A 22,293-nucleotide genomic window follows, 5' to 3' on the forward strand; every position below is an offset into this window, starting at 1 on the left:
CTCGGCCGAAGCCCGGCTGGCCTCCCAGCAGGCCGCCATCCAGACCGCCCGGGCCCGCCTCGCCGAGGCCGCCTACAACCTTGAACTGACCGTCATCCGCGCCCCGATGGACGGCCGCATCGTGCGCCGCTACGCCAACCCGGGCGCCGGCGCCTCGACCCTGAACGTGTCGAACATGTTCGACCTGGAGCCCGACGCCCCGCGGATCGCGCGCGCCGAGATCGTCGAGAGCGACATTCCGAACGTGACCACCGGCCAGCAGGTCGAGATCACGCCGGAAGGCGATCCGTCCAAGGTCTATGTGGGCACCGTCATGCGCCGCGCCGCCGTCTTCGGCGCCCGCAAGCTGGCGTCGGACGACCCCTCGCAGCGGTCTGACGAGCGCGTGGTCGAGGTCGTGGTCTCGGCCGGCGACGCGCCCCTGCTGATCGGCCAGCGCGTGCTGGTGAAGTTCATGAAGCCCGGCCAGGTCGCCGGCGCCCCGCGTGAACAGTCGCCCGGCGTGCCCGCCGACCGCTCGATGCAGACCCCGGTCCGTCAGGACTGACGACCGGGGACGGCCTAGCGGCCGCTGAAGTCGGCCGGTCGTTTCTCCAGCACGGCGGCCACGCCCTCGGCGTGGTCGTCGGTCAGGTGGGCCAGCGCCTGCATGGCGGCGGTCATCTCCAGGATCTGGTCGAAGGTCGCGTCACGCCCCTGCCGCAGCAGGGCCTTGGTCATGCGCAGGGCGTTGGGCGCCTGGGCGGCGATCTCTCCGGCGGTCTTCAGCGCCTCGTCCAGCAGGACCTCCGCCGGGACGACCCGGTTCACCAGTCCCCACTCCAGCGCCGTGCGGGCGTCCAGCGTCCGGCCCGTGAACAGCAGCTCGGCCGCGCGGACGTAGCCGACGTTGCGCGGCATCAGCCAGGCCCCGCCGTCGCCCGGCAGGATGCCCAGCTTCAGGAAGGGCACGCCGAACGAGGCCAGTTCCGAGGCGATACGGATGTCGGCCAGCCCGGCGATGTCGCAGCCCAGCCCCATGGCCGGCCCGTTGACCGCCGCCACCAGCGGAACCTCCAGCCCGTACAGCGACCGCACGATCCGGTGCACCACGCGGCGATAGCGTTCGCGAATGTCGGTCCCGGCGCCCTCGAACAGGTCGCGCCGGTCCTTCATCGCCCGCAGGTCGCCGCCCGCCGAGAAGGCCCGGCCCGCGCCGGTCAGGATCACGCAGCGCACCGAGCGGTCCGCGTTCACGGCCTCGCAGGCGCGGGCGAAGGCCTCGCCGTCCTCGAGGTCGGGCAGGGCGTTGAGACGGTCGGCGCGGTCCAGCGTCCAGATCTCGACGGGGCCGCGGCGTTCGATGCTGATCAGGGTCATGGAGGCTGCTGTGCCGCATCTGGCGGGCGAGCACAATTGGCGGCGGCCCGCGGGAAGTGGCCGGTGGCTAGTTGTTGGTGGCTGGTCACCGGCCTGCGACGGGGCGGTCCGCGTCGCCCTTCCGCCATCAGCGACTCTGCGAGCTTCACTAGCCACTAAAAAGCCCCGGACCTTCCGGCCCGGGGCTTCTGTGTTCTTCGGATCCGGGTCTCGCCTTACCGGCGCGCCCTTACCCGCGTTTGGCGATCTTGATCGGCACGAAGTTCGACGGGTGGCTGATCACGCGATCGCCGGCGCCGTTGGTGTTCTTCGTGTTCACGAGCATCCCGCCCCAGAGCGCAAAGCTCATCATGGCGTGCTGCAGGTTGCGGTCCTTATCGTTCATCTGTGATGTCTCCTTTCGTTGAACGATGAAAAGAGACACGTCGTGCTGATCGGGGGTCTCACCGTCATAGTCGTTTCGCGTCATGGTCAAGGTAGGATAACCCTACGCGAATTGCAACCAGTTTTACTCCGCTAGCGGACCATATTTCGTTCAGATGTCATCAAGCGCTCCCGACACCCCCCGCCAGCCCCCGCGCCCAGTCGCCACGCCCTGTGTGAAGGTGTGCATCGTCGACGGGCCGACCGGCCTGTGTCTGGGCTGTTATCGCACCCTGCAGGAGATCGGCGGCTGGAGCGGACTCACCGATGAACGTCGCGCCGAGATCATGACCGAGCTTCCCGCGCGGCGGTCCCTGATCGATCCGGCGAAGCTGGGATAGGTTCTGGGGGTCAGGTTCCAGGTTTCAGGGGCGCCTGCCCCTTGGCGTCCCGCCCTTGGAACCTCGCCCCCGGAACCTGCCCCCTCCCCTTAACCCCCCGTCCACCATCCTCCTTCACCGCATCCCAATCGCCGTGTGCGACAGGGGAGCAGGCCGCAGGAAGCGGCCGTCGCCGCGGATGTCGTGTTGATGCGTTTCGATCTGTCGTCGCTCGGAGTTCTGGGTCTGGCCGTGGCCTCGTCGCTGACGGTGCTGTGGTGGATGGATCAGGCGGGGCTGCGGGGCGAGGCGCGCGCCGCCGAACCGGCTGCGATCACCGCTCCCGCCGTCGGCGGGCCGGCGCAGGTCCTGAAGGCGTCCGACGGTCACTACTGGGCCGATGTCCGGATCGACGGACGAACCATCCACGCCATGGTCGACACCGGCGCCAGCGTCATGGTGCTGACCAAGGAAGACGCCGTGCGTCTGGGGCTCGGTCTGAAGCCTGCCGACTTCAACGCCCGGCTCGTCACCGCCTCCGGCCCGGTCAACGCGGCCCGGGTCCAGCTGCGGTCGGTCTCGGTGTCCGGCGCGCGTGTCGAGCAGGTGGAGGCCCTGGTGGTCGCCGAGGGCCTGCCTCACTCCCTGCTCGGGATGAGCTACCTCGGCCGCCTGTCCGGCTTCACCGCGACCCCGACGGCCCTGACGCTGACGCCGTAGAGGGCAATAGTCAGACAGGCGGCAGGCGATAGGGAGGGTTTGTCTCCTCCGCTGCCCGTCCGCGATCCTGCTGCCTCACAGCGCCTTCACCACCACCGACAGCGCGGTCCCGATCATGTACAGGGCGAAGACCCGGCGCAGGATCCGCTTGTCCAGACTGTGCGCCAGCTTGGCGCCCCACGGCGCCACGGCGGTAGTCAGCACGCCCATGATGATCGCGGCGGGAATGTTGACGTAGCCGACGCTGAACGGCGGGCGTCCGACCGCGTCCCAGCCGAAGACGACGAAGCCCAGCGCCGCCGCGCCGCCGATGGCCACGCCGAAGCCGGATGCGGTCGCCACCGCCTGATGGATCGGCCGTCCGCACAGGGTCATGGTCAGACCGCCGAAACTGCCCCCGCCGATGCCCATCATGGCCGAGAGGCCGCCGATGATCGTCGCCACGATCCGGCGGACCCAGCCGGTCGGGAGGTCCTTCGCCAGGGTGAACCGCTCGGGCAGCAGGCCCAGTTGCAGGCCGATCAGCGCCAGGCAGACGCCGTAGACGATCGCCAGCCCCTCCATGGAGGCGAAGCCTGCGACGGCGGCGCCCACCAGTCCGCCGAAGCCCACCCAGGGCGTCCAGCTTTTCAGCACCGCCTCGTCCACGGCCCCGTGGCTGCGGTGCGCCTTCAGCGAGCGCCAGCTGGTCGCCACGATCGTCAGCAGGGAGGTGCCGACGGCGACGTGCAGATTGCTTTCGCCGCCCACGCCCAGAACCTCGAAGGCGTAGAACAGCGCCGGCACGATCACCGTCCCGCCGCCCACGCCGAACAGTCCGGCCACCACGCCGCCCGCCAGCCCCGCCGCGACCAGCGCCGCCAGCAGGATCAGGATTTCGGACAGGGGGAGGGTGGTCATGGGTCGGGTCTAGCGGCCCACTGCGAGGACGAGAAGGGACTAGGGGCTACGGATTAGGTTCGGCAAGGCTCGAGGCAGGAATTCGCACTCCAGCCCGGCCACCCTAATCCCTAGTCCCTAGTCCCTAATCCCTCTCTTCAGTCCGTCAGCCAGAACAGATCCTCGACTTTCACATCCAGCGCCCGCGCGAGGCTCAGCGCCAGAATGGTCGAGGGGACGAAGACCCCGTTCTCGACGGTGTTGATGGTCTTGCGCGACACCCCGGCCTTGTCGGCCAGTTCCGCCTGCGTCAGGCCCGCTGCCTGCCGCGCCTCCTTCAGGCGGGACGCCAGCCGGGGATCAGCCATCGTCTTCCAGGTCCGCGTCTTCCGGCTGGGCGCTGTTGTGAAGCCAGACGAAATGGGCCGAGGCGACGCCGCCGCCCAGCCAGAGGGCGAAAAGGATGGCGTTCGGCGTCCGGTCCGGTGCGAACAGGCTGACGAGGTAGGTCGCGGCGCCGCCGAGCAGAAGCGCGGCGAAACCGGTGGCGGCGGCCTTGGCCCGGAAGGCCCGGCTGAGTTCGTCGTCCAGCCAGGCGCGGTTCTTCCGCGCCGGAACGGTCCAGCCCATCAGGATGGCGGGCGCGACGAACAGCCAGAGCATCACCAGGGCGATGTAGACCGCGGCCCTCTGCGTCTCCCCGGCCTGCAGGCTCTCCTGGATTTCCACCGACCCGTAGCCGACCCAGATGAAGCCGCCGATGATGTTGATCACCAGGTCACGGTTCCGGTCCCGTTGGGCCCGGTCCCACCGGCCCAGGTCGGACGACTTCGCGATCCCGCCCGGCGAATAGGTCAGGGCGGTTCCGATCGCGGCGACGCCGACCACGACCGCGAAGATCAGGATGGTCGCCTGATCGATCGCGCCGAGACGGTCGGTCTGTCCGGCCCACAGCGCGCCCAGACCGGCGGCGAGCGCCAGCAGGGCGACGGCGCCCAGTGCGAGCCTCAGGATGCGTCGCTGTCGTCTCGCTGATCCGTCAGTCATCGGCGCCCATCTCCCGTTCCGCGCGCCGATGCAGGGCGGCGAACCGGAACGCCGCAGTCGCCGCCGCCACCCACAGCGCCATCGGCAGGGCGATCACGGTCACCTGCGGCTTCCACAGCCCCACCAGATACAGGCCCGTCACCCCGACCAGAAGCATCCAGAAAGCCCAGGTCATGGCGTCGGCGCGGTAGGCGCGGGTCAATTCGTCTTCCAGCAGTCGCTTCTGCTTTCGCGAGCCGCCGTCCCAACCCATGATCATCATGGGGATCAGCAGCAGATTGATCGTGGCGGCCGCGGCCAGCAGAACGGTGCTCCAGCCGGTGTCTTCGCCGCTCAGCCACTCACGGGCCTGGCCCACGGCGATGACGGTGATGCCCAGACTCGCCGCCGGCAGGATGGTGATCCGGCTGATCCACTCGCGCTGGATGCGGTCCCGATAGCTGTCGCCCGCTCTCGACTGCTTGCCTGTCGTCCGGCTCATGGCGGCCTCCTGTGTCACCTTGAGGTTACTTGTAACCTTGGGGTTACACTGCGTCAATGCCACCCTTGGCGCCGGTCCGGGAGCCGCTAAGCTCCTGTTTCGGGGAGACCTTCAGATGACCATCGCCGCCATTGCGCTGGGCCTTGCGGCCCTTTCCGGCCAGCCGTCGCCGACCGCCGCCGCGCCGGATCTCCGGCCGGCCATGATCCAGCAGGAAAGCCGGGCGTCGATCCGTCAGAAGCTGGGCGCCGCCATCGATCAGGAGCGGTTCGAGGAAGCCCTGCTGCTCAGCAAGGCCCTGTTGGCCCACCCCGACACCGCCCGCGTCCCGGCCGAGGAGCGGCGCGCGATCATCTGGCTTCAGGCCCTGCTGCATCTCCAGCTGGACCGTCCGGCGGCGGCCCTGCCGTTGCTTCAGGAAGTCACGGCCTCTCCCGAGGCGACCCTCCAGCAATGGAGCACCCGGCTGGAGGCTCACAACAAGGCGACCGACCTCAGCGGCGCCGCGGTGGTCTTCACCGAAATCCTGCAGCGCTTCCCGTCGGCGGCGAACGAGTACTACGACGTCTTCGTCCTGCAACTGGTGATGAACCCCGAACTCGAGGGGGACATCGGCTTCAATGCGCGCGAGGCCCTGTACCGGTCGGGCTGGACCAACGACGACGATTCCTGGCTCTGGCTCAAGCTGGTGGACGACTACATCGATCGTGGTCGCCTCGATGACGCCCGCCAGCTGGTGTCGCGGATCCGCGCGCCGGGGCCGCGGCTGCAGCTGTTCGCCCTGCGTCGCTATGACGAGGTCCGGTCGGCCGACGCACGCCTGAACCTCGACGCCGCCTGGGCCGCCGAACTGGCTCTGGCCCGCAAGGACGCCGACAAGACCGGAGCCTCCATCAAGGACCGCGCCCGCGTGCCCGCCCTGCTGTACGATCTGGGCCGTCCGGAGGAAGCCCTGGCCGCGGCGGACGCCATCCTCGCCGGGCCCGAGCCGGAGGCGGGCAGCGTCGACGCCGAGGACTACACCTGGGTGCTCAACGGCCGGTCCCGCATCCTGATGGCCCTGGGACGCGGCGAAGAGGCGGTGGCGCAACAGGAGGCCGCCGCAGCGCGTCAGGAGTACGGTTCGCAGAACGTCAGCCAGACGATCAACCTCGGCTGGACCTACCTCCGTCTCGGACGCACCGAGGAGGCGACCGCCGCCCTGGCGGGGCTCGAGGAGGACCGGCTCAGCGCCTACGGCAAGATGCAGGCGCGTCAGGTCCGGGCCTGCGCCGCGCGCGAGCGGGGCGACGCCGCGGCCGCGGAGGTCATCGAGGCCGTCATGGGCGAGAACTGGCGTGACGCGCCGATCGCCGCCTATGAGGTCGCGGCCTGTCGCGGCGACGAGGACGAGATGGCGCGGGTGCTGGTCGGCATGCTGGCGGACCCGGAGACGGTCGGCGAGGGCGTCAGCCTGATGCACGGCTATCTGGACGCCGGCCGCACCGACTACGACCGCCGCATGCTGACGATCCATCACCGGGTCATCGCCCGTCCCGAGGTCGTCGCGGCCCGTGACGCCGTCGGCCGCGCCTTCGTCGTGCCGACCATGGGGCCGCAGTTCTAGAGCAGCAGGGCGCCCTCGTGCCGCAGCAGCCAGGTCTTGCGCTCCAGCCCGCCGCCGAAGCCGACCATGGCGCCGTCCGCGCCGACGACGCGGTGGCAAGGCAGGACGACGGGGATCGGATTGCGGTTCAGCGCGACGCCCGCCGCCTGCGCGGCGCCCGGCTCGCCGGCGCGTCGGGCCATCTCGCCGTAGCTGATCGTCAGGCCCGCGGGGATGTCCGCCAGCGCCCGCCAGACCCGGGCCTGAAAGCCGTCCGCCGCGGTCGCCCCTTCCAGTGACCAGGGAATGCGGCCGAGCGCCGCCTGATCGCCGCTGAAATAGGCCTCAAGCCCCTTCCGCACCGGTTCCGGCGTCTCGCCGTCGATCATCGTGGCGGCCGGATACTCGCGCCGCATCGCCCGGCCCAGGCCGTCGCCGAACGACACGCCGCGCAGCCGGCCCTCATCGTCACAGGCCAGGTCCAGCGGACCGACGGGGGACGGCAGGATGGAGATGGTGAGGATCATGGTGATGCGAACGGGGGCGGAACAGTCTGACTGTAACCCGTTGTCCCCTCCGCGTGCGCGGCTTTCGGACCTCGTCACCGTCCAGACGGCGCTACTGTCGTCGCTCCAGTCTCTGGACGCCGTAGCGGGTTTCCACGACAGCGGGCCATCCGCTGTCGTCCAGCACATAGATCCGGTTGTGCTCAATAACGACCGGCTTTGTCCGATCATCCGGAGCGAAGGGCGTGATGTCGTAGACGCGAACACCCGTCGGCCGGTCTTCGACGGTCAGACTTCCGCAGCCCCGGAAGGTGACGGTGGCCTTTCCGGTCGCAGAGCGATTGTTCACTGATCGCTTCACATCGAGCACGACTTCGGCGTTCGGCGTCAAGGCGGCAATCCGCGCCGCGGCGTCATCCGGGTACTCGATCTTCAGGGTCTCTCCGCTGCCTGCCAGCATCCCGAACCGGTAGATCGTCGGGTTCATGGGGTGAGGGGGGCCTTCCTCCCGAATGGGGTCGAAACTTGCCTGGGCGACCGCGCCATCCGGGATAAGAGCGCTGATGCGCTCGCGCCATTCGCCGCCGGGTTCCCCGTCGCGGGTCGAGAAGTCATAGATATAGACGGCGCCGATCTGGGCGGGTGACGCCGGTTTCCGCGGCCCGCAGGTCGCGGGGGTGAATCCTGCGGTGGTAGGTTCGCCGCTAGGCTCCCAGCGCTCGAACACATTGACGCCGGGCGCGGGCTGCTCCTCGCAGGCCGCCAGCGAAAGGGCGGCGACCCCGAGGAGGATTGTCATCCGTTTCATGATCGCCGCCTCGGTTCTTACGGGTTCGGATCGGCGGGTTCGTACTCGATCTCACAAGCCCGCATGTAGTTGGAGACGCAGGCAGCGTAGGCCGGGTTTTGACCTTCGTATCCGGTCGGATCGGCCGGGTTGACCTGGAATTCAGCGCAGGCGGCCGCAGCTTGGCTGGCGCAGTCGGCGGCAACCGCTCCGGCGCTGAGGAGAATGGCTGCGGCGGCCCCGAGGGCCGCGACGTGTTTCGTCATCATGCTCGTTTCCTTGATACAACCCGCACTGTACGGGCTATGCAATCTGAAACAGTAAAGCTTGATCGCACCAGTCCCCATTGTTCGCCCGTAGGGCGAGTTTGGTGGATAACTTCTGCTTGCGGTCGGTCACGAAAATCGGGCCTCCGGCGTCCTGTCAGGCTTGGTGATCGCCCGGAGAGTTCTGATGGTCGAGCAGGCCTGCGGCGTGTCCAGCCGCATCCGCGCCAACGCAACAAACCGGCCCTGCGGGAAGCGGGTGGCGAGACCGACAACGATCAGCACCGCCGTGAGAATGGCCCAGATGTGGGGCGAGCTGTCCTGCTCCGGGGCCGCTTCGGCAACCTTCACGACGGGCTTCCGTTTCTCCGACCCGAACAACGGTCGGAGCTGACCCATGACTTCCGCCAAACGTCTTCCCGCCCTCGCCGCCGGCGCCCTGGTGCTGGCCGCCGCGCCCATGGCCTTCGCCCAGACGCCCTACACCTCGGGCCAGCAGCAGCCGACCAACCAGCAGGACGCCTTCGGGGCCATCCTGGGCGCCCTGTTCGGCGACCGCTTCGGCGTCTCGACCTCGCTGGAAGCTGAATGGAGCCGCGGCCGCCGTCCGCTGTCGAACCAGAGCAGCCAGTTCCAGTCGCGGCTCGACGCCGACGTCCGCTCGGGCCGCCTGTCCGCCAGCGAGGCCAGCCGCCTGCGCTACGAGTACGACGATCTGGTCCAGCTGGAAGCCCGCTACACCGCCGACGGCCGCGTCACGACGCAGGAGCGCGCCGATCTGGTGGCGCAGTACCGCGAGTTCTCCCAGCGCGTCGAAGCCGGCGGTTCGGACTATTCGTCGGGCCGTCAGACCGTCGCCGACGGCCGGGTCGACTTCGAGGCGCGCGTCGACGCCGCCGTCCGGGCCCGCCGCCTGACCCGCACCGAGGGCACGCGCCTGAAGACCGACTACGCCGACCTGATCCGGGTCGAGAGCGGCTACCTGCGCGACGGCCGCCTGACCGCCCAGGAGCGGGACGATCTCGACGCCCGGCTCGACGCCCTCGACGCCCGGGTCGGCGACACCGGCTACGGCGGCGGCTATGTCGATAACCGCACCCGCCTGACCAACATCGAGCGCGCCCTGTCGGCCTCCGGGCTCAGCAGCGCGGCCCAGGCCCCGATCCGCGTCGAGCTGGGCGACCTGACCCGTCTGGAGGCCGCCTACAGCCGGGCCCAGCCGTCGTCGGACGACCGTGACTACCTCGACCGCCGCATCAGCGACCTGGAGACCCGCGCCCGCGTGCGCCGCTGATGCCATCCTGCTGACACTGCTGACAGTTCGCTGTCAGCAGGCGCCGCTCCCGGGCGCTGGCGTCAGGGAGCGGCGCCGCCTACATTCCGTTCATGGCCCGTTCTACCCGTCCGACCCCGCAAGGGACGCCGAAACCTGTCCATTCTCCCGGCATGCAGGAGGCGCAGGCGCCCTTCATTCCGGACGGTCCGGGCGGCGGCCGCATGCCCATGTTCGCCCCCGTCACCGGCCCCCGGCTGACGCCCGAGGAGGCGCCCGGCAAGCCAGAGGGCTGGGTCCCGCACCGCCCCGACCGCCCCGGCGACAAGAAGCGCGTCCCCTTCCGGCTGGAGACGAAATACACCCCCGCCGGGGACCAGCCCGCCGCCATCGCCGAACTGGTGGCCCAGGCGGAGGAGGGCGACCGCGACCAGGTCCTGCTGGGCGTCACCGGCTCGGGCAAGACCTTCACCATGGCCAAGGTCATCGAACAGACCCAGCGCCCGGCCCTGATCCTCGCCCACAACAAGACCCTCGCGGCCCAGCTCTATTCCGAGTTCAAGGCCTTCTTCCCGGACAATGCGGTCGAGTATTTCGTCTCGTACTACGACTACTACCAGCCCGAGGCCTACGTCCCCCGGACCGACACCTACATCGAGAAGGATAGTAGTATAAACGAGCAGATCGACCGCATGCGGCACTCGGCGACGCGGGCGATCCTCGAGCGGGACGACGTCATCGTCGTCGCCTCGGTCAGCTGCATCTACGGCATCGGCTCGGTCGAGACCTATACGGCCATGACCTTCACCCTGAAGGTCGGCGACCAGATCGATGAGGCCAAGCTGCGGGCCGACCTGATCGCGCTGCAGTACAAGCGCAACGACCTCAATTTCGAGCGCGGCATGTTCCGCAAGCGCGGCGACGTGCTGGAGATCTTCCCGGTCCACATGGAAGACCGCGCCTGGCGCATCCAGCTGTTCGGGGACGAGGTCGAGTCCATCCAGGAGTTCGATCCGCTCACGGGCAAGAAGACCAATGACCTGACCGAGGTCACCGTCTACGCCGCCAGCCACTACGTCACCCCGCGCCCCTCGCTCAACCAGGCCATGACCGGCATCAAGGCCGAGCTGAAGGAGACGCTCGACTGGATGGTCGAGAACGGCAAGCTCCTCGAAGCCCAGCGCCTCGAGCAGCGGGTCCGCTTCGATCTGGAGATGATGGAGGCCACCGGCTCCTGCGCCGGCATCGAGAACTACAGCCGCTGGCTGACCGGCCGCGCCCCCGGCGAGCCCCCGCCCACCTTCTTCGAATACATCCCCGACAACGCCCTGCTGTTCGTCGACGAGAGCCACGTCACCATCGGCCAGATCGGCGCCATGTACCGCGGCGACTACCGCCGCAAATCGACCCTGGCCGAGTACGGCTTCCGCCTGCCCAGCTGCATCGACAACCGCCCGCTGAAGTTCGACGAATGGGACGCCATGCGGCCCCAGACCGTCCACGTCAGCGCCACCCCCGGCCAGTGGGAGCTGGCCCAGACCGGCGGCGTCTTCACCGAACAGGTCATCCGCCCCACCGGCCTGATCGACCCCCCGGTCGAGATCCGCCCCGTCTCCGGCGCCACCCGCAACCAGGTCGACGACGTCATCGACGAGGTCCGCCAGACCACGGCCAAGGGCTACCGCTCCCTCGTCACCACCCTGACCAAGAAGATGGCCGAGGACCTGACGGAATACATGCATGAGCAGGGCATCCGCGTCCGCTACATGCACTCCGACGTCGACACCCTCGAACGCATCGAGATCCTGCGCGATCTCCGTCTCGGGTCATTCGACGTCCTGATCGGCATCAACCTGCTGCGCGAGGGCCTCGACATCCCCGAGTGCGGTCTGGTCGCCATCCTCGACGCCGACAAGGAGGGCTTCCTGCGCTCCGAAACCAGCCTGATCCAGACCATCGGCCGCGCCGCCCGGAACGTGGACGGCCGCGTCATCCTCTACGCCGACCGCATGACCGGCTCGATGGAGCGCGCCATCGCCGAGACCAACCGCCGGCGCGAGAAGCAGGAGGCCTACAACGCCGAACACGGCATCACGCCGGAATCGGTCAAGCGCGACATCAAGGAGATCATGGCCTCGCCCTATGAGACCCGCGAGATGGACCGCCTGACCCGCCCGGGCGTGGCCGAGGAGGCCAAGCCCTTCATCGGCTCCAACTTCCAGGCCGCGCTCAAGGACCTGGAAGGCCGCATGCGCAACGCCGCCGCCAACCTGGAGTTCGAGGAAGCCGCCCGCCTGCGCGACGAGATCAAGAAGATGAAGCTCCTCGACCTCGAGTTCGCCAACGAAGCCCTGACCGGGGCAGGGGAGGAGGTCGACAAGTCCGCGCCGAAGCGGTGGCGCGCCGAGGCCGCGGCGGAGAAGGCGGAGGCGTTCCGGAAGGGGCGGTGAGGGGGTTCAGTTGCTCAAAAGAAGGCTGGCCCGTTGGATGGGGTTTTCAAGCGCGCTTGTGTAGCCGCCGCGGTCCAATGCGGATGCTATAGATAGTTGAGAGCGGGCTCGGCTGACCGCTAGATACAGACGCGAGATGAAGCGTCTCCGTTCACCAATAGTCGCCCCATCGTCGAGCTCGGCCCGGTCGGCATGAATTACATGAACCGAGTCAAACTGAAGTCCTGCGACATACTCCGGCATCGTGAAAACGCATCTTTTTCCTGCATATCTCAGCTCAGCGGTTTGGTCCCTCGCGCTAAGCTCAACGAATTTGTCTGCAATTCGCCCGACCTTGAGATATCTCGAATAAAGATCTTCGTTCATGCAAATAACGGCGACATTTTTTCCGCCAAAACTGGCAGCGTCTTTGAGGGCTGCCTTGAAGACGCCGTCTAGGAGGCTTTTGCTGTCTTCATAGAGTCTCAATGTCGGTTGATCGCCGTTCGGTCGGGCCGATGCTCCTTCATAAACGCCCCACTCGCCTTCAAGGTCGAGCGCAGGGAAGGCGGCATCGAGATCATTTATAAAGCGGGTGATCTCTGGGGTGGATCGAAATACCTCAGTGAGTTCAACCAGTTTCGACTCGCCGGTGCCCAATTTTTGGAAGAACGTTGCTGCAGATTCTCCGGAGCCGGATCCAAGGAAGCTATCAGTCGGTCCCTGCTTCAGGTCGTACGACATCATAAGCGGCATCTTTCCATCCAAGTTCGCCTCTCGAGTGAACAGGTTGTGGAATATCATGCGCTCAACGCGATTAAAGTAATGGAGTTCATCTACAAAAACAACATCGAATCCACGCTTATCTCTAAGCATAGCCCATTCGTGCATTTCCAAGTATCTGTTGAAATCAGCAACCATCTGATCCATGCTCAGGTAGTCAGATTTCTCGACTTCTTTTCTGTACTCATCATGTATCTTTAGTATTGCTAGACGGTCTGCTTCGGTAGGCAGGTCGATTTGCCATCTCTCTCGAGACGACGTCAGGTATCTTGAAGCCGCGTTGGAGCCCAAACGAATGTTTTCTGCGTCCAGAACGCAAGCAATCTCATTCATGAGGGCCGCATGAAATCGGGGGCGATCGGTTAGGTTCTTGATTCCGTCCCGAATGGACTCCGAACAGGCGGCAATATCCCTGATCTGAAATTGCGGACGATCCAGAAGTCTGGCCGTTGCAGATACAACCTCAGCAGATTGGTATTCTCGTCCATCTTTTCCGTCTGTTGAAATTGGCTTTAGCTTCTTCTGGTCATACTGAAGTATGTCTTGGGCAAGCTCGTATATGGAGCCGATGAATATCGACGCGCTCCGGAGTCGTCTCCAGCGGCCAGTCCGATCTAATGCATCCAGCATCTCGGGAACCGTTTCGTGTGCGACCGCAGCGCTATGGGTCAGGAAAGCGAACTTCGTCGGGGTGCCTCGATCTTCTGCGGCGTAGGCGTCGCGGAGCAGTTTGACGGCCATGGAGAGGGTTTTTCCCGTTCCGGCGGCGCCCTTAAGGCGAACAGGGTCGCGGTACGGTTTGTCGACGAAGGTGCGCTGCTGGGTTGTCAGCTTATGATCGTACCAATCTTGCAGGTCGCCCGACCCCACGATCGCTGTCCCGCTGGGAGCTGTTAGGGTGACGCCATAAGCGCCGTTGTCTGGGGCCTCTCCGGCATCTGAAAGTAGGGCTTCGATATATCCGCCTATTGCGTGTCGGAACATTTCGATCCGCGGCGGGACTTCGGAGAAGTCGCGAGATTCGGAGCAGGCAAATGCGAAGACATGATCTGTGTCTTCAGGATGTTGGTCGAAGTAAAGGCGTCGGTCATCGTCCCGGGCACTCCGGATCGATCGATAGACTGATAGCTTCGATTCCTGGTGATAAACGTGCCAGTTCACTGGTATTGAGATTGTGCGTTCGAAGCGCGACAGAGCCATATGGATCAGTCGATCGAGAACTTGTTGTTTGTTATCCGTTCCGGCGAAGACGTTCATATCTCCTCCGGCATTGATAACTAAGAGGCGAGAACTTTCATCCGCATTTCTTGACAGGAAATAGGCGCGGGATCCAAGGGTGATGCGCCTAACGCGGTCATCCTTCGGCCAGCCAAAGTCGTCGAACCAGCTATTCTCAAAAGCAGCGGCACCGAGTGCGTTCAGGGCTACTTCATCGATTATGATGGTGTCGATCTTAGGCTTGGCCATTGAGGTCTCCTGCAATGAGGTCCATCGCAATTTCTCGTTCGGATTCAAATTTTTCGGTCATTCCGATGCGCGAAAATAAGGACGCGAACTGTTGGACAACTGAGAATCTTAGGAAGTCAGCCAGGCGACCGCATCGTTCGAAAGAGACCAATTCGCCTGACAGTTTCCTTCCTACAGTATCCTTGAATACTTGAGATGGATTAGCGGTATAGATGTTTCGAAGTTCCACGATGAAGCCAATTCCAGGGTCGCCCGGAATGCTTGGGAGGAATAGATGGTCTCCCCCCATTCCTTTCAATCCTCCGAGGATTATCTTTGATTTCTGGTTATCGGTGCGGCCTAAGGCGTCCGATATTTCGGAGAACCGGATTCTGCTGGGCTTAGATTTGTCTGATCCAATCTCGATAGCGATAAGCTTCTTCTCCAAGCTTTTCGCTATCTTTGTGGGTAATGCTAGTCCGCTAATGAAGTCTTCGCATCCAAGTTCCGATACCCATGAAATTACATCTTGTGGTGTAAATTCGTTGTAGCTAAAATTGGAAAAGTCATAATTGGAATTTATAGTAGAGCACACCTCTTTCGAGGATCTCTCCGTTTCAATGTGGCACTGCTTTTCATACCAGTTGTCCATATAAATTCTGGATTCAGATACCTTTATAAATGTCAATTTGTCTCCAAATTTGTCATTTACTACGTCGCAGTCCGCCGTTACAAGTATATACCATCCGTCTTGCTTTTGATTATTGTACGATTTAAATACATCGCCTTGTCTTATGCTCTGTTGAGTGTCAATTTCGCTAAAAAGCATGCGGACCTCGCCCCTTCCCGGCGAGACTAGTGAAGCTGGGTCGTTGGTGCAACCCTATGACGATTTTGCCTACTCTTGGTTGCTTCCGCTTGTGGCGATGATGCTTTGGGCTATCAGGCGAGCTAGGTCTCGGTGCACGACAATCCCTCGCGACCCACCACTCCCGATACCCTCCCTCCCTGCCAATCCCGCCCACCAAACCCTGCCATCTCGCCCCTGCGTCCAAATTTGACGCACCGGCGTGTCAGACTCCGCGCGTCGGAGGCTGAACATTCGGGGATGCGACGATGCAGGAAACTTCACAGCGGCGGCGGTTGCCGCGCACGCGGTATGTGACGGCCAGTCCGGAGACATGGGGGCTGATCCAAGGCGCCTATCTGTCGGGCATGTCGGCGCCGGCGCTGGCGGCGCGGTTCGGGGTGTCGGAGACCTCGATCCGGCGGCGGGCCGGGCGCGAGGGCTGGACCAAGGCGGCCTTCGCCGCCCGCGTCACCCCCTGGCTGATCCCGCCGGGCGCGCGGGCCATCGCCCGACAGGCCGGGGTCGATACTGATGTGGGGCCCGGCGTTGAACCGTCCTCGCCCGACGCCGCCCCGATGGACCCGGAGGCGGCGCGCGAGGCCGAGGTGCTGGCCCACTGGCGCGCGCCCCTGACCATCCGGCCGCAGGATCTGGCGCGCAAGGCCCTGGCCGGGGCCATGTCGGCGCTGAAGACGGGGGAGGGGCTGAACGCCCTGCGGCTGGCCCGCGCCGCCGCCGAGATCGCCCGGCTGGACGCCGTGCTGGACTGGGTGGACGAGGATCTGGCCGACGCCGAGGCCAATGCCGAGTTCCGCTATCAGCAGATGCAGCTCTTCATCCGCGAGCGCGCCCTGAACCTCGCCGAGGACCTGTTCGCCGGTCGCGAGCTGTCAGAGCCCTACGCCACCCTCAAGGCCGACCTCATCCGCCGCCGCGCGGTGCAGGCCGAGGTGGATAAAGGTCAGGGAGTGTCGGGATGACAGGGTTTCGCGATTTTTCCCTGAGAGGCGCCAACTCACCTCCCCATCGCCCCTTCAAGGCGATGGGGAGGACAGATCGGCGCGTCAGCGACGATCAGGTGGGGGCGGCTCCGTCGGGGCCGGAGAGGTCTCGAACACCGGTGTCGGCGGGCCGGCGTCAACCGCCTGCGCCGCCCTCTCCTGATCGGCGAAGACGCCGATCTGTCCTCTCCATTCGCCTTCGCGAACGGAGAGGTGATGCCCGCGCCCAAACAAAAAGGCGCGGAAGCTCTCGCTCCCGCGCCCCTTCATTTCGACGTGTCCGTCGGTTCTTAGAGAACCTTCAGGTCCACGGCCGAGGTCTTGCCGCGCTGGGATTCCAGCTCGTATTCGACCTTGGCGTTTTCATCGAGGCCCGCGAGGCCAGCCTTTTGCACCGCGGTGATGTGGACGAAAACGTCCGAGCCGCCGCCATCAGGCTGGATGAAGCCATAACCCTTGGTCGGGTTGAACCACTTGACCGTACCGGTCGCCATTGTGCGTCTCCGTAAACGCGCTTTTCCAGGCGGACGCCCCTGCGGGGAATCCGTCAGCCCATCTGGACAAGCTCGTTCGGGTAGAAGGAGCGCTGCACGGGGATGGAGACCGCGCGAAATCCGGACTGCGGGCGAAGTTCTCACCCGCAAAACAGCGGCGGTCAACAGCAAAGCGATTCACTCGCAAGGCGAAAAGGGTAAGCGGGGCCTTACCGGCCTAGCGGCACAGGCCCCGTTCGGCGCCGTCGACGTGCAGGTGGTCGCGGTGGGCCTCGTTGTAGTCCGGGGTCAGAACAGTCGAGAAGACCCGGCAGGCCCCGTCTCTGAGACGGCGCAGGAAGCGGGCCCGGGCGGAGGACTCGGCGGCGGCTTCGGGGGCTGTGGCGGCGCCCGGCGTCCAGTCGTTGGCCACCGAGACGGTGCGGCCGTCCTCCAGCGTCACCGCGGCGATGTCGAGGGCGTTGGCGCGGGCGTGCTCGCTGGGCCGGTCGTTGGGCCGGTCGGAGTTGTAGATGCGGCGGCAGGCGTAGGAGCCGTAGTTCTCGACCCGGGCGACGCGGGAGCCGAGGATCTCCTGCGCGGCGGGCTGGAGCACCTGCCGGTCCCAGATGACGTAGCGGACGGCCAGCGGGCACTGCATGACCAGCCCGCCCGGGGCCAGTGGCGTTATGTCGCCCCCGGTGATGCGCACGGCGCCCTGGACGACGCAGAAGCCGCCGTCGTCGCGATCCTCGGCCCGCTCGACCTGGACCCCGGCGTCGCGGAGGATGCGCATGCAGGCGTCGGTGACGGCGACGACCTCCTCGGGCGGGGCGGCGCGGGTCAGCTCGAAGTCACTGACCTTGGCGGCGGTGGCCTGGCCGATCGGATGGTCCAGGTCCAGCGGCTTCCACGGCAGGTCCTGGTGCGGGGCGAAGACGTTGAGCAGGGCGAAGGCCGCGCAGACGCCCAGCGCGGCCTCCCACAGCAGGTTCCAGAAATCGGCGAAATCGCGCTTCATGCGCCGACAGGGTTAACCGGTCCGGGCCGCGAGGCAATGACCGATCGCCGGTCTTCCGGGGCGGTTGCCCTCGGGCCGAAGGGCGCGCACGGTGGGGCCATGGGCAAGAAGACCGACTACGACGAGACGCTGGAGCGGCTGCAGGTCGCGGTGGTGGAGACGCAGGCCTGGACGATCGAGCAGGGGCTGCGGACCCTGATCGTGCTGGAGGGGCGGGACACCGCGGGCAAGGACGGCGCGATCAAGCGGCTGACGGAATACATGTCGCCGCGGCAGACGCGGGTCGTGGCCCTGCCCAAGCCGACCGAGCGCGAGGCGAGCCAGTGGTATTTCCAGCGCTATGTCGCCCACCTGCCGGCGGCGGGGGAGACGGTGCTGCTGAACCGCTCCTGGTACAATCGGGGCGGGGTCGAGCCGGTGATGGGCTTCTGCACGCCCGAACAGCACGAGCGCTTCCTGCATGACGCGCCGCGGTTCGAGCGCAGCCTGGTCGAGGACGGGATCGTGCTGGTCAAGCTGTGGCTGGACATCTCGAAGGGCGAGCAGGCGCAGCGGCTGGAGGAGCGGCGGGAGGACCCGCTCAAGCGGTTCAAGCTGTCGTCGCTGGACGCCGAGGCGGAGGCCCGCTGGGACGCCTACAGCCTGGCGCGCAACCAGATGCTGGAGGCGACCGACAGCAAGTTCGCGCCCTGGACGGCGGTGGCGACCGACGACAAGAAGACGGCGCGGCTGAACATCATCCGCCATGTCCTGCGCTGTATCGGCGGGCCGGGCGCGGCGGTCGAGGCGCCGGACGGGGACGTGGTCTTCCCGGCGGCGAAGCATCTGGACCGGCTGTACCGCTAGAGCCCGAGTTCGGCCCGGAGGGCGGCGGGCGACAGGCCCTGCGCGCGCAGATGGGCCAGGGTGACCGAGCCGTCGCGCTTGGCGTAGCGGCGGCCGTCCTCGCCGGTGACCAGCCGGTGGTGGCGATAGACCGGCGTCGGCCAGCCCATCAGGGCCTGCAGCAGGACCTGGATGTGGGTGGCCTCGAACAGGTCCTGCCCGCGGATCACATGGGTGATCCCCTGCAGGGCGTCGTCGTGGGTGACGGCGACGTGGTAGGCGGTCCCGGCGTCCTTGCGGGCGACGACGACGTCGCCGGCGGTTTCCGGGCGAGCGCGCAGCAGGCCGCGTTCGCCGTCCGGGCCCTCGCCCTCCTCGAGGAAGGCGAGCGCGTCCCACGCCCGGTCGCCCAGCGCCTCGCGGGCCCGGTCCAGCGACAGCCGCCAGGCGAAGGCGCGGCCCTCGGCCAGCAGGGCGGCCTCTTCCTCGGGCGGATGCGGCCCGGGCCGCACCGCCTCGGCGCTGCCGTGCGGGGCGTCGCCGATGGCGTCGAGGATCTCCTTGCGGGTGCGGAAGCAGCGGTAGAGCAGGCCGCGTCGGTCCAGCACGTCGATCACGGTGGCGTAGTCGGCCAGATGCGCCGACTGGCGGCGCACCGGCGTCTCCCAGTCCAGCCCCAGCCAGGCCAGGTCCTCGAGAATGCCCGCGTCGAACTCGGGCTTGCAGCGGGTCGGGTCGATGTCCTCGATGCGCAGGATGAAGCGGCCGCCCGAGGCCTTCGCCGCCGTCCACGCCGTCAGGGCCGAGAAGGCGTGGCCCTTGTGCAGGCGGCCGGTCGGCGACGGGGCGAAGCGGGTGACGACGGCCATGGCGGCGGGCTCAGGCCCGTTGCAGGGCGCCCGCGGCGACCGCGCTCTCGACCGCCGCGCGGACGGCGGCTTCGGGCGTGTAGTCGGCCTCGGCGATCAGGTCCTCCAGCGCGAACTTCCGCTGGTCCATCATCCACTCATAGACGCCGCGGATGATCGAAGTGGCCGGCGGGAAGGCCTTGCCGGTGGTCTGGTAGAGGGTCACCGGCTTGCGCTCGGGCAGGGTGTAGGCGGCCGGGCGGATGACCAGCCGCTCCTGCGCCATGATCACCTCGTCGAGGAAGGCGGGCGAGGCCATGACCCGGGTCAGGAACTCGCTCATCTCGGACACCCGGCTGCGCAGCGCCGCGCCGCCGTCGCGGTCGGCCGGGGGCAGGTAGGCGCGGAAGGCCGGGTTCTGCATCGCCGCATGGTCGAGGATCTGGAACAGGATGCGGCCGTACAGCGGCGCCACCGAGAAGGTGACGTGCAGCGAGGGACCGTCCTTGGCCAGGGCGTCGTGGTACCAGCCGCGCGGCAGGTACAGGACGTCGCCGGGCCGCATGGTGACCTCCTGCATGACCGGGCCGCGCGAGCGTTCGAAGAACAGGCGGGTCTCGGCCGTGTCGGCGGGGTTGTCGGTCGGGTTCTCGGCGCGGTTGCCGTACAGGTTCCAGACCTTCTCGCCCTCGGTCTGGACCACGAAGACGTGGTGGTTGTCGTAGTGGGTGCCGAAGGCGCGGACCCCCTGGAACGAGCAATAGACATTGGCCCCGATCTGGGCGCCGTAAGCCTGGCCAATGGCGGTGGCGACGGCGGTCACCGGAGCGTGCAGGTTGGTCACCTCATTGCCGACCAGACTGGCGCCGGCGGACATGAAGACCTCGACCTTGGCCGGGGCGGGCCGCATCACCAGACCGGCGGCGGTGTGGATCGGCAGGCAGTACTGTTCGGCGGGCACGGCCTGATGGTCGCGGAACAGGCGCAGGTTGGTGGCCGACCACATGGCGGTCTGGCCCAGCATGCCGTTCCACGCGGCCCAGGTCAGGACCTGACGCTTGCGGTCGTCATCCCCCGCCGGAATGTACAGCGGTTTCCGGTCGTCATAGTCCGCGAGGAATTGCGCGGGCGTGATCGGATGCAGAATGTCGTCCAGGGTCAGCATGCGAAACGATTAGATCGCCTGCCCCCGCCTGTCGATGAGGTCCGATGCCCGTTCCGCCCACCCCCGAACAGATCGCCGCCGCGCGCGCGGCGCTGGTCGTCCTCGATCCGGCCCTGACCGAAGCGCATGCGAAGATGCCGGTGTTTGACTGGCGTCTGCGCACCGGCGGTTTCGAGGGGCTGTTCCGCATGATCGTGGAGCAGCAGGTTTCGGTGCAGTCGGCCGCCGCCATCTGGAAGCGGGTCGTCGAGGGGCTGGAAGGGGAGGTCACGCCGCAGCGGGTTCTGGCCACCGAGATCGCCGCGCTGCGGGCCATGGGGCTGTCGATCCAGAAGGCGACCTACGGCCATGAGATCGCGCGGGCGCATGTGGAGGGTCGGATCGACTTCGACCATCTGGAGCGATTATCGGATCAGGAGGCGGTTCAGAAGCTGGTCGCCATCAAGGGGGTGGGGCGGTGGACCGCCGACACCTTCCTGATGTTCTGCGAGGGGCGGACGGACGTGTTTCCCGGCGGGGATATCGCCCTGCAGGAGGCGATGCGCTGGGCCGACGGATCGCCCGAACGTCCGAAGGAAAAGGCCGCCAATCTGCGGGCCGAGGCGTGGAGCCCGCACCGCAGCGTGGCGGCGCATCTGCTGTGGGCCTGGTACGGGGCGGTGAAGCGCGGTGAGATCGCACTGGAGAACCCGCCCGCATAGAGGATAGACTCCGGGTCATGACGCCTCTGGTCGACCCCGCCATCGCCAATCCCGAGACGGTCCTCGGCGCGCTCGATTTCGCGGGCGTGGCCGTGTTCGCCGCCACCGGCGCCCTGGCCGCCGCGCGGCAGAAGCACGACCTTGTGACCTTCGCCTTCTTCGGCGCCATCACCGGCGTGGGCGGCGGGACGCTGCGCGACCTGCTGATCGGGGCGCCGGTCTTCTGGGTGCAGGACTGGCGCTATATCGCCATCTGTCTGGCCGCCTCGGTGGCGGTGTGGCTGGTGGGGGCGCGGCCATGGCGCTTCCGCGCCCTGCTGTGGCTCGATGCGATCGGGCTGGCGGCCTATGGGGTGATGGGGGCGGCCAAGGCGGGCGCCTTCGGCATCGCGCCGCTGATCTGCATCGTCATGGGGGCGCTGACCGCCTGCTTCGGCGGGGTGGTGCGCGACCTGCTGGCGGGCGAGCCGTCGATCCTGCTGCGGCGGGAGATCACCGTCTCGGCGGCCCTGCTGGCGGCGACGGTGTTCGTGATCGCCCGGGTGTTCGGCCTGGACCTGTGGCCGGCGGCCATTCTGGGCGGGCTTCTGGGCTTCGGCCTGCGCGCCGGGGCGCTGGCCTGGGGCTGGAGCCTGCCCGCCTTTCCGGGGACCGTGACCCGCTGATCCCGTCGCGAAAGCGTCGTCGTCCGGTCATCGCCAAGCCTACGAATCAAGGCTACCGTCGATCCTGCCTGACTAGGGAAGGAGACGTGTCTTCAGTCCTGTCGCCTCCATAACCCTCCGTACCGCGGAGCGGACCTGATGCAGGTCCTCAGTCGTCCCCCTTCGGGCTGGCCCGCTCTCGTATTGAACGCCGACTTCCGGCCCCTGTCCTACTATCCGCTGTCGATCTGGCCGTGGGAGGAGGTGGTCAAGGCGGTGTACCAGGACCGCGTGGACATCGTGTCCGTGTACGACAAGGTCGTGCGCAGCCCCTCCATGGAAATCCAGCTGCCCAGCGTGATCGCGCTGAAGAGCTATGTGGACCAGGACCGGCAGCCCGCCTTCACCCGCTTCAACGTCTTCCTGCGCGACGGCTTCGTCTGCCAGTACTGCGGGGACTC

General features: G+C 66.7%; 27 protein-coding genes. 11 read left to right on the top strand and 16 right to left on the bottom strand.

Going from position 1 to position 22,293, the window contains the following annotated elements:
• On the top strand, nucleotides 1-547 hold a 547-nt coding region (locus tag VGE03_RS09690; RefSeq protein WP_331046275.1), incomplete at its 5' end, for an HlyD family efflux transporter periplasmic adaptor subunit.
• A gap of 14 nt (nucleotides 548-561) precedes the next feature.
• On the opposite strand, the gene VGE03_RS09695 is transcribed toward VGE03_RS09690, so the two are convergent.
• Both VGE03_RS09695 and VGE03_RS09700 read right to left on the bottom strand, forming a co-directional pair.
• A complete protein-coding gene (locus VGE03_RS09695; protein ID WP_331046276.1) occupies nucleotides 562-1,359 on the bottom strand; it encodes a crotonase/enoyl-CoA hydratase family protein in 798 nt (265 codons plus the stop codon).
• Nucleotides 1,360-1,588: 229 nt separating this feature from the next.
• Nucleotides 1,589-1,744 (bottom strand): hypothetical protein, encoded by a 156-nt coding sequence (locus VGE03_RS09700; protein ID WP_331046277.1) that lies wholly within the window; start codon nucleotides 1,742-1,744, stop codon nucleotides 1,589-1,591.
• 154 nt (nucleotides 1,745-1,898) lie between these two features.
• Between VGE03_RS09700 and VGE03_RS09705 the strand changes: the two genes are divergently transcribed.
• On the top strand, nucleotides 1,899-2,123 hold the full coding sequence (locus tag VGE03_RS09705; RefSeq protein WP_331046278.1) for a DUF1289 domain-containing protein: 225 nt from the start codon (nucleotides 1,899-1,901) through the stop codon (nucleotides 2,121-2,123).
• 189 nt (nucleotides 2,124-2,312) lie between these two features.
• Nucleotides 2,313-2,822: a retropepsin-like aspartic protease family protein gene (locus VGE03_RS09710; protein ID WP_331046279.1), complete on the top strand. Its 510-nt coding sequence runs from the start codon at nucleotides 2,313-2,315 to the stop codon at nucleotides 2,820-2,822.
• A 75-nt stretch (nucleotides 2,823-2,897) separates the two neighbouring features.
• Here the strand turns inward: VGE03_RS09710 and VGE03_RS09715 are convergent, their stop codons facing one another.
• From VGE03_RS09715 to VGE03_RS09730, 4 genes are all read right to left on the bottom strand, one after another.
• Nucleotides 2,898-3,722, bottom strand: coding sequence for a sulfite exporter TauE/SafE family protein (locus VGE03_RS09715; protein ID WP_331046280.1), 825 nt, complete (start codon nucleotides 3,720-3,722; stop codon nucleotides 2,898-2,900).
• Between the two features lie 137 nt (nucleotides 3,723-3,859).
• Nucleotides 3,860-4,069 carry a helix-turn-helix transcriptional regulator gene (locus VGE03_RS09720; RefSeq protein ID WP_331046281.1) on the bottom strand — a complete coding sequence of 70 codons (210 nt, stop codon included), beginning with the start codon at nucleotides 4,067-4,069 and terminating at the stop codon, nucleotides 3,860-3,862.
• Nucleotides 4,062-4,748: a hypothetical protein gene (locus VGE03_RS09725; protein ID WP_331046282.1), complete on the bottom strand. Its 687-nt coding sequence runs from the start codon at nucleotides 4,746-4,748 to the stop codon at nucleotides 4,062-4,064. Before VGE03_RS09725 ends, VGE03_RS09720 begins: the two co-directional genes overlap by 8 nt.
• On the bottom strand, nucleotides 4,741-5,229 hold the full coding sequence (locus VGE03_RS09730; protein ID WP_331046283.1) for a hypothetical protein: 489 nt from the start codon (nucleotides 5,227-5,229) through the stop codon (nucleotides 4,741-4,743). The genes VGE03_RS09725 and VGE03_RS09730 overlap by 8 nt, the downstream gene beginning before the upstream one ends.
• 115 nt (nucleotides 5,230-5,344) lie before the next feature.
• Here VGE03_RS09730 and VGE03_RS09735 point away from each other — a divergent pair, with 115 nt between their 5' ends.
• Nucleotides 5,345-6,835, top strand: coding sequence for a hypothetical protein (locus VGE03_RS09735; RefSeq protein WP_331046284.1), 1,491 nt, complete (start codon nucleotides 5,345-5,347; stop codon nucleotides 6,833-6,835).
• Here the strand turns inward: VGE03_RS09735 and VGE03_RS09740 are convergent.
• The 4 genes from VGE03_RS09740 to VGE03_RS09755 all read right to left on the bottom strand — a co-directional run bounded on the left by VGE03_RS09740 (nucleotide 6,832) and on the right by VGE03_RS09755 (nucleotide 8,724).
• Entirely contained in the window at nucleotides 6,832-7,341 is a 510-nt protein-coding gene (locus VGE03_RS09740) for a methylated-DNA--[protein]-cysteine S-methyltransferase (RefSeq protein ID WP_331046285.1), read from the bottom strand. The two genes, VGE03_RS09735 and VGE03_RS09740, sit on opposite strands and share 4 nt — an antisense overlap.
• A gap of 91 nt (nucleotides 7,342-7,432) precedes the next feature.
• Nucleotides 7,433-8,128 (bottom strand): hypothetical protein, encoded by a 696-nt coding sequence (locus VGE03_RS09745; protein WP_331046286.1) that lies wholly within the window; start codon nucleotides 8,126-8,128, stop codon nucleotides 7,433-7,435.
• Nucleotides 8,129-8,145: 17 nt separating this feature from the next.
• Nucleotides 8,146-8,376, bottom strand: a complete 231-nt coding sequence (locus VGE03_RS09750; protein WP_331046287.1) for a hypothetical protein — start codon at nucleotides 8,374-8,376, stop codon at nucleotides 8,146-8,148.
• A gap of 126 nt (nucleotides 8,377-8,502) precedes the next feature.
• Complete coding sequence (locus VGE03_RS09755; RefSeq protein ID WP_331046288.1) at nucleotides 8,503-8,724, bottom strand: hypothetical protein; 222 nt, start codon at nucleotides 8,722-8,724, stop codon at nucleotides 8,503-8,505.
• A gap of 46 nt (nucleotides 8,725-8,770) precedes the next feature.
• Here VGE03_RS09755 and VGE03_RS09760 point away from each other — a divergent pair, with 46 nt between their 5' ends.
• Nucleotides 8,771-9,667 carry a hypothetical protein gene (locus VGE03_RS09760; protein ID WP_331046289.1) on the top strand — a complete coding sequence of 299 codons (897 nt, stop codon included), beginning with the start codon at nucleotides 8,771-8,773 and terminating at the stop codon, nucleotides 9,665-9,667.
• A gap of 92 nt (nucleotides 9,668-9,759) precedes the next feature.
• Nucleotides 9,760-12,096, top strand: coding sequence for an excinuclease ABC subunit UvrB (gene uvrB, locus VGE03_RS09765; protein ID WP_331046290.1), 2,337 nt, complete (start codon nucleotides 9,760-9,762; stop codon nucleotides 12,094-12,096).
• A 6-nt stretch (nucleotides 12,097-12,102) separates the two neighbouring features.
• On the opposite strand, the gene VGE03_RS09770 is transcribed toward uvrB, so the two are convergent.
• Together VGE03_RS09770 and VGE03_RS09775 are read right to left on the bottom strand one after the other, a co-directional pair.
• Nucleotides 12,103-14,325: a UvrD-helicase domain-containing protein gene (locus VGE03_RS09770; RefSeq protein WP_331046291.1), complete on the bottom strand. Its 2,223-nt coding sequence runs from the start codon at nucleotides 14,323-14,325 to the stop codon at nucleotides 12,103-12,105.
• Entirely contained in the window at nucleotides 14,312-15,133 is an 822-nt protein-coding gene (locus tag VGE03_RS09775; protein ID WP_331046292.1) for a hypothetical protein, read from the bottom strand. Before VGE03_RS09775 ends, VGE03_RS09770 begins: the two co-directional genes overlap by 14 nt.
• A 287-nt stretch (nucleotides 15,134-15,420) precedes the next feature.
• Between VGE03_RS09775 and VGE03_RS09780 the strand changes: the two genes are divergently transcribed.
• The gene (locus VGE03_RS09780) at nucleotides 15,421-16,134 is read left to right on the top strand and encodes a hypothetical protein (RefSeq protein WP_331046293.1); all 714 of its coding nucleotides are present in this window, start codon (nucleotides 15,421-15,423) and stop codon (nucleotides 16,132-16,134) included.
• 311 nt (nucleotides 16,135-16,445) lie between these two features.
• Here VGE03_RS09780 and VGE03_RS09785 read toward each other — a convergent pair whose 3' ends face one another.
• Nucleotides 16,446-16,649: a cold-shock protein gene (locus VGE03_RS09785; RefSeq protein WP_331046294.1), complete on the bottom strand. Its 204-nt coding sequence runs from the start codon at nucleotides 16,647-16,649 to the stop codon at nucleotides 16,446-16,448.
• Nucleotides 16,650-16,866: 217 nt separating this feature from the next.
• A complete protein-coding gene (locus tag VGE03_RS09790; protein WP_331046295.1) occupies nucleotides 16,867-17,649 on the bottom strand; it encodes an extensin family protein in 783 nt (260 codons plus the stop codon).
• A gap of 99 nt (nucleotides 17,650-17,748) precedes the next feature.
• Here VGE03_RS09790 and ppk2 point away from each other — a divergent pair, with 99 nt between their 5' ends.
• Complete coding sequence (gene ppk2 / locus VGE03_RS09795) at nucleotides 17,749-18,495, top strand: polyphosphate kinase 2 (protein WP_331046296.1); 747 nt, start codon at nucleotides 17,749-17,751, stop codon at nucleotides 18,493-18,495.
• Here ppk2 and gluQRS read toward each other — a convergent pair.
• Entirely contained in the window at nucleotides 18,492-19,343 is an 852-nt protein-coding gene (gluQRS, locus tag VGE03_RS09800; protein ID WP_331046297.1) for a tRNA glutamyl-Q(34) synthetase GluQRS, read from the bottom strand. The genes ppk2 and gluQRS overlap by 4 nt on opposite strands.
• A 10-nt stretch (nucleotides 19,344-19,353) precedes the next feature.
• The gene (locus tag VGE03_RS09805; RefSeq protein ID WP_331046298.1) at nucleotides 19,354-20,487 is read right to left on the bottom strand and encodes a JmjC domain-containing protein; all 1,134 of its coding nucleotides are present in this window, start codon (nucleotides 20,485-20,487) and stop codon (nucleotides 19,354-19,356) included.
• A gap of 44 nt (nucleotides 20,488-20,531) precedes the next feature.
• Between VGE03_RS09805 and VGE03_RS09810 the strand changes: the two genes are divergently transcribed.
• The 3 genes from VGE03_RS09810 to VGE03_RS09820 form a co-directional block, all read left to right on the top strand.
• The gene (locus VGE03_RS09810; RefSeq protein WP_331046299.1) at nucleotides 20,532-21,188 is read left to right on the top strand and encodes a DNA-3-methyladenine glycosylase 2 family protein; all 657 of its coding nucleotides are present in this window, start codon (nucleotides 20,532-20,534) and stop codon (nucleotides 21,186-21,188) included.
• 17 nt (nucleotides 21,189-21,205) lie between these two features.
• Nucleotides 21,206-21,853 (top strand): trimeric intracellular cation channel family protein, encoded by a 648-nt coding sequence (locus VGE03_RS09815; RefSeq protein ID WP_331046300.1) that lies wholly within the window; start codon nucleotides 21,206-21,208, stop codon nucleotides 21,851-21,853.
• Between the two features lie 135 nt (nucleotides 21,854-21,988).
• A partial coding sequence (locus VGE03_RS09820; RefSeq protein WP_331046301.1) for an HNH endonuclease occupies nucleotides 21,989-22,293 on the top strand: 305 nt, incomplete at its 3' end.

The organism is Brevundimonas sp., assembly GCF_036400995.1.
Classification (GTDB): domain Bacteria; phylum Pseudomonadota; class Alphaproteobacteria; order Caulobacterales; family Caulobacteraceae; genus Brevundimonas.